The sequence below is a fragment of the Bradyrhizobium sp. MI1.7 genome (assembly GCF_055811795.1).
The window spans coordinates 1-6,329 of the sequence record NZ_JBVVPO010000150.1; the positions used below are offsets into that span (position 1 = coordinate 1).

At 57.8% G+C, this 6,329-nt stretch carries 7 protein-coding genes; 2 read left to right on the plus strand and 5 right to left on the minus strand.

Going from position 1 to position 6,329, the window contains the following annotated elements; all coding sequences use genetic code 11:
* Positions 1-352 precede the first annotated feature (352 nt).
* A complete protein-coding gene (locus tag AC0L3X_RS46260; protein WP_349642876.1) occupies positions 353-1,393 on the minus strand; it encodes an acyltransferase family protein in 1,041 nt (346 codons plus the stop codon).
* Between the two features lie 824 nt (positions 1,394-2,217).
* Complete coding sequence (locus AC0L3X_RS46265) at positions 2,218-2,448, minus strand: DUF6894 family protein (RefSeq protein WP_085399368.1); 231 nt, start codon at positions 2,446-2,448, stop codon at positions 2,218-2,220.
* A 292-nt stretch (positions 2,449-2,740) separates the two neighbouring features.
* Here AC0L3X_RS46265 and AC0L3X_RS46270 point away from each other — a divergent pair, with 292 nt between their 5' ends.
* On the plus strand, positions 2,741-3,136 hold the full coding sequence (locus AC0L3X_RS46270) for a hypothetical protein (protein ID WP_201266135.1): 396 nt from the start codon (positions 2,741-2,743) through the stop codon (positions 3,134-3,136).
* A 1,007-nt stretch (positions 3,137-4,143) separates the two neighbouring features.
* Here AC0L3X_RS46270 and AC0L3X_RS46275 read toward each other — a convergent pair.
* Entirely contained in the window at positions 4,144-4,299 is a 156-nt protein-coding gene (locus AC0L3X_RS46275) for a hypothetical protein (protein ID WP_201266136.1), read from the minus strand.
* Between the two features lie 178 nt (positions 4,300-4,477).
* On the opposite strand from AC0L3X_RS46275, the gene AC0L3X_RS46280 reads away from it, so the two are divergent.
* Complete coding sequence (locus AC0L3X_RS46280; RefSeq protein ID WP_161495767.1) at positions 4,478-4,633, plus strand: hypothetical protein; 156 nt, start codon at positions 4,478-4,480, stop codon at positions 4,631-4,633.
* 236 nt (positions 4,634-4,869) lie between these two features.
* On the opposite strand, the gene AC0L3X_RS46285 is transcribed toward AC0L3X_RS46280, so the two are convergent.
* Both AC0L3X_RS46285 and AC0L3X_RS46290 read right to left on the minus strand, forming a co-directional pair.
* Complete coding sequence (locus AC0L3X_RS46285) at positions 4,870-5,064, minus strand: hypothetical protein (RefSeq protein ID WP_085399371.1); 195 nt, start codon at positions 5,062-5,064, stop codon at positions 4,870-4,872.
* 131 nt (positions 5,065-5,195) lie between these two features.
* Positions 5,196-5,546, minus strand: a complete 351-nt coding sequence (locus tag AC0L3X_RS46290) for a hypothetical protein (RefSeq protein WP_085399372.1) — start codon at positions 5,544-5,546, stop codon at positions 5,196-5,198.
* Positions 5,547-6,329: the final 783 nt, after the last annotated feature.

Below are 6,329 nucleotides of genomic sequence, written 5' to 3' on the forward strand. Positions count from 1 at the left end.
CCAGATCGACGAACTGCTACCCTGGGCCTATCTCGCTACCCAAGAACGCTGGCGCGTGGCCTGAGAACATCGCTTACAAGGCGACGCTTCGAACCACCAGTTCACCGCCGCGTCCGTGCACGGCGGGGAATGAGGGGATGAAGGTATTGGTGACGACCATCTGCACTTTCGTCGATGAAGCGGTACCGTCAACCGTGTTGCATCATATTTGCCTCGCGCAGGTAGTGATACAATTGGAGCCGAGCCACCGTTCGCCCGGCGGCCAAAGCGACTTACCCGATTGCATCGCTCGTTCGTTATATCGAAGACGGCCTCTTGGCGTTGCAGAAGCCCGGCGATTGGCACGCTCTTTCTAGGCAGACGACGGCTCCGCTCGACGGGAAAACGCATTACCCAGAATAGGCAATTCAATCATTTGGTGGACGATCACTCCGACCACCGTTGCAGTCAGCACTGCGCCAGCAATATACAACTGAACTCCGTGAGTGAGTTCGAACAGACCCACTCGCTGATACAACTGCCCGAACGCGGATATCACCAAGGAATGCGTGATATAAATCGAATAGGACGCATCTCCCAGCAAGCATGGCAACCAGTAAAATTCAATTGGCTGAGAGACATCAAGAAGCACGATTCCAGCAACGACTGCCGCGGACGCGACCAGCGCACCGATCAGACCAGATTCAGTCGCAGGCGATAATGACGCGCCCAGAAGCAAAAGCGCTATACACGCGGCTCGTGGTGCGCGCCCTCCCCTTGTCACATAAAAGCCGAGCACCACGCCGACAGCGAATTCAGCAAGATATGGCGACGTGTAAAACGCAATTGTCTTGTTCTCAGGTTTCAAAACGAAACCGGCGACAATGAGCACCACCAATACAGTCAAGAGCACGAGCAATCGAAAGCGTCTTCCTAAAAACAAACACGCGCCGAAAATGAAGTAGAAAAACATTTCGTAGTTCAGTGACCAACCAGGAATGACGACTGGTTCCACCTTCCCTGTGATGGGATGACTCGAGGGAACGAAAAGGAACGAACTCACGGCGTGCCAGAGATCAAATTTTCCCGACTTAACTAATGATGGAGTCAACACGAGCGCGGCGACGGCAATTGAGGTGACAAGCCAATACAGCGGAACGATACGACGCACACGCCGCCACCAAAAGCGCCAAGGGCTGACATCACTTGGTGGAGCAGTAGAGACCCACATTATGAAGCCGCTGATTACGAAGAAGACATCAACTCCCAGGGTGAGCCATTGATGATTAGGAAGTGGAGCACCTCCGCGGCTTATTTGGGCTCCGCAATGAAAGACGACGATCATCAAAGCAGCAGCGCCTCTCAAGTATTGGATACCGATAAACTCCAAGCGAGATGTCGGTGGTTGTCCCAAATGATTAATCCTACTTATAAGGCGCGGCTGAAGGACCGGCTCGAATTAATGTTCGTCTGGGCATACCGACATTTCGCGGGCAATCGAAACATCGCGACGATAAGTAGTAGAAATAAACGACGTCAACAAAATCGGCCCATACAACATCGGGTCCTCGACGCAAGAATGGGTTGCCAAAAGCTCTCGAAAATGGCGCTCGTGGGCCAAATAGGTGGATGCCGAGCGGGATATTAGATGTCCAAATGCGTAAATTTGTCTGTCACGTAGACTACTGGAACAACCCGGCGGCGCAATAGGAGTTCAAGTGTTTGGCTTTGGCGGTAGAGTTTAGACGCGCACAAGCTACCACAGCAAGCTCTATCCCGCCCCAGCACACAAAACCTGCCGTGCTCGCCGCGTCCATCAAGAAGATCGACAGCGAGATCAGAAACCCGCTAATGCGCTGGGTCTGCGGGATGGTATTCGATAGCTGGAAGCCGGCGGAGAGCTACCCGCATCGCGCTCACATTTACGCCGCGCAGGCGGCAGGAAAGGTTCGCTGGTGAAGCATCTCGATGAACGACCCTACCCTGCCCCGGAAGCACGCGCGCAAGTTCGTCGAGCTTGCCGCCAGCGTCGATCCGCCAGCTTGGCCGCATCTATATCGAGAAGTTCTATGCACTATTCCTGGTCAAGCTAAAGCCCAGTGGCAGCGAATCCGGCATGAAGTTCGCGTCGAACACGGCCGGTTGTCGAAGCATGAGAGCGGCACTTAGGTGAAGCTGACGCTCAGTGACGGTCGGCTGACCCGCAAGAAACGTACGGGCCGAACAACTGAGGCGGCCTTATCTCGGCCTCTCCGCGCCGATGTGCAGAGCGTATAGGGTCTTTTGAAATTCGTCCGTGACCTCTATCCGCCAGTCGCATTCGGGCTTAAGCCTGCCATCGAGGCCCTTCAACCTCTGTCCGGCCGTCTCGACGGCTGCTTTCCAAGCGGCGTGCCTGTCGGGCAGGTCCTTACCCTCTTGACCAAGCCGGCGGCGGTGGTGGATCACATGAAAAAAGTATCGCGGCATAATTTTAAATCCAAAAGGATTGTTTGTTGTTCCTTACCCCGCACGCGCTAGTCCCGAAGAGGTAAGCCAATCGCTCAGCCGAGCCCCTACGCGGGCCAGTCCAGGAAGCGCCGCGCCAGCGGCCAATTGGTCGAGCCTGCGGTGCCCGAGCTTACCTGCGCAGACAGCCGCAGTACGGTTACGACGGATTGGCCTGCGTCGGCCGGTGATTTTGCGTTAGGTGCACAATCCAGATAAACGTAGTGGGTTTTAGAATGCTGCGAATTTAGGCGACAAGCGCTCGGGATTTTTAATGCGCACAATTCTCATCATTCTCGGCGTCTGGCTGTTAATCAATCTTCTGGTCGTCGTTGTGATGATAGCGCCGCGAAAGAACCGGGCGCCCAACTCCGGGAACAAGACGGGCGCTCTTCTGCCCGCACAGGTCCGGGCCGATGAACCCCCTGCTGACGACCCGCCCCTCTCGCTTCGACACCTGATCATCGCGGTTGCGCTTGGCGCCTTCTTCTCGCTGACACCGCCACTCCTCGAAGCATACGACGCCCTTCGCCGCGGCATCCTCCGCTTCAGAGGACGAACTGTAGGCGAGAACGGAAAAGTGCCACGTGAAGAGACCCTCGGCTCGAAGCTAACCAAGTTACGCACACGCTTGGGGGAAAAGCAGTCCGACGAGGATAACAAAGGTTAGGCTACTATTGCTTCGCTTCGCGATCGTGTGCCGACGTACCTGGAGACTGGTCCGATATTCTGGGACACAATGGTCGCCGGATTCGCATTCTGTCAGGATTGCAGAGCTTGCCGAAAGGTCGCGGGCGAAAAAAACAACAATGCGCGCTGGCCGCGGCGGCACGTATTTTGGAGCAGTACACCACGTACTCACGTCGAGGTTTCTTCACGCAGGGCAGCCGGCTCGATTGCGGCCTCTGTCACCCTCGAGCGATCGACGGTTACTGGAGTCCATTAAGGACGCCACGTGTCAGCACCATCCGGGCTTGCTGGATTGCGCTAGCCATCGTCTCTTCGGCGGCACTCATATGGCACTCACCAAACGCTCATACCCGTCGTGCTCGCTGCGTCCATCAATCCACAGCACGATCGCGAATGCGCCGAGATGAAGGCCAGGCGCGCGCGGGGCGAGAAGCTCGACAGCGAGACCCGGAGCACGCTGATGCGCTGCGTCTGTGGCACCACATTCGACAGCCGGAATCCGGCGGAGAGCTACCATCTACGCCGCGCAAGCAGGAAAGGTTTACCGATGAAGCACGCCGAGAGCCGGCTCTACGCAGATCCGGAAGTCGCCGCGTCGCAATGTCGCCCGTGTGGTCAGCCGCTGCGCACGTCGGGAGAACCGCAGGCTCCACCTAGTGCGGCTTTTGCGGCTGCTGGTCTTGGGGCTTAACATTCATGTTGCTGTCCGGCATTTTGTCCCGGCCCTGATCTCCATTGTCGTCTTTGCCGCCAGAGGTGGACGTTCCACTTCCGCTGCTCGAACCAGGGGACATGCCGGTGGTGGCACGCGGATCTTTACTTGGCGCCGCCGAGCTTGCTGCGGGGTCACCCGTGGTCGCCCCTCGTCCGCTCGGAGCGCCGGTAGACTGCGCAACTGCACTGGCAGTCGAAAGGACGAGCACCGCTGCTGCTATCGATAGGCGTATGTTCATTGCGAGTCTCCCGCGTTGACTGCCATAAGCGTGCCTAGTGTGTGTCGGTCTTCTGCCAGTTTTCGAGATCTAGGTTGGCTTCGTTGCGCTGCTCCGTCTCCGGATTGCCCTTCCAAGGCTTGTCCGTCTGCTTGTGCGTCGCCTGCTCGGCTTGTTGCCGCGGATCGTCTTTGGGTGTTTCCTTGCTCATGTCTCTCTCCCGTGTACTGAAACAAAAGCTTTGAGCCCACAAGCGTTCCTCGAGAGGGAACTATTCGGTTCGCTTAAATCCGGGTTCTCCAAATAACCGTTGGGACTGAGTGTTTTCTGCAAGCTTTCGACAATCGATCTTCCAGGACGGCCGCAATCGGCCGTGGCACGGGTACTTGATGATGAAATACACCGACGGCCGCCCCTACGCCGATCCCGAGGCCGCCGCGCGCAAGCTCGTCGAGCTCGCAGCCAACGTCGAGACCGTCCAGGATGGCCGCATTAATATCGAGCGGATCAACGCGCCGTTCATGCCAGCCGAGTCTTGCGATTGAGCAATCTGAACCGACGCAGATCGTCGTCATCCTCCCCCAGCATGTCGAAGGCGTAGAACTGCACCTCCTCATTGTACTGGCCGGAATGCAGCGCCTCGAAATCCGAGATGCCGTGCAGGTTGAGGATCGCCGCATGTAGCGGACGACGGGTGCCGTCTCGACCACCACGTCGTCGAACAGCACGATCCCGGCGGTAAAGTTTGGCGCTTCGATCTGGGCGAGCACCTCCGTGATCATCAGTGCCGCTTCTTTTGCATGTAGGCGTGGACATCCTCGACCATGCGCTGGGTGGTGACGAGCTTGGTGTCGTTCTCTTCAAGGGACGGCAGCGCGCATTCAAAGCACAGCTTGCGCGCGTCGGCAGGCGCATGCGGGCGATACTGAACGCCGCAGCCGCAATCGGCGCACCGCCCGGCGAGATTATCGGCCAAATGGATGCGGCGTTGTCAGGGCCGCGCACACAACCACATGCCTCCATCTATATTCCTGCCGGGCCGCGATCGGCCTCGCAGGATCGCGAGGGAAGAAAACGCTCGGCCTCGCGCAGGCTGCGCAGCATGTATTACTTCTTGAGAATGCCGATGTCGGTGTTGCCCAGGTTCTTTATGGCGCGTTCGGCGGCGGGCGTATCCACCGCGTTGTCGTGGGAAGTTGGAGCCGGACTAACCGAGGAAGCATCCACGTCGCCGGTTGCTGCGTGGCTGAGCGCGTTGCCCACGTTGGGACTGGAGTAGCCCCCAGTGCCGCTTATGGTATGCCCGGTCGATAGGGTGCCGCCCGCATAACCTTTCGAGCCGGCGGCTGCAGTTCCACTCGCCGCCGAGCCGCCACTGCTCGATCCACCTGTACTCTGGGCCAAGGCGAGCGAAGAGCCGCCAACGAGCAAGATCAAGATAACGGCGATGTGGTTCAAGAGCGGTCCTCTACTTGAATGACCGCTCAATGGGTTGCACCTCCGAAAGTTCCTATGGACCTCCCCGCTCTCCAAGCCACCACGTTGATGGTGGATCGCGCCGAAATCTTGCTGGGCCGGAGCGCCACAAGGTGGCTTCGCTTGTACGGCTAACCCCACACCGCCGAGCAATCCTTACGTCGTGAACCGGCCGGATGTTCAGACGCAGTGCCGCCGGTGGCCAAGCCAAACAAGGCGGCCTCCACGAAAGAATTAGGGGCGCTGATTCACATAGGTTATAGAAACGATCTGTTAACCGGGACAAAGTGGCATTCCGGGGCTGGCTAAGCCATTTCATTTCGGAATTATTGAAACCCGGAAAGCGTGAGGGGCCGCTGTAGACGACAGCGGTCCTTTGCGTTGTGAGCCACTTCGGTGCGTGCGAGCCGGGGAACCGCAGCCCCTCGCACAATGCAATCCAGTCTCGGCTTGTCTGGCTTTGCGGAGGATAGCTTCGCGCCTGAAACTTGGCGGGAGATTCTTGGCTTGCTCATTGCGAGACCCAAGCGACTCCGCAAAAATTGCCCATAAGAAATAGGCCGCCAACTGAGGTGGCCTTAGTTTCCTTGCGGAGCTTCTTAATGAGCCCTTCTGGTCGAGAACAATCGAGTCACCGGCCAGGCGCTGACTCGGCTGTTGATGGTCGACGCTTTGGCATAGCGTGGTATTGACCTGCCCCTGCCGATTTCCTCCAGTTGAAGTTAGAGTCCGGCCTTCTGAAGGACGGACAGATGAAGCGAGCCA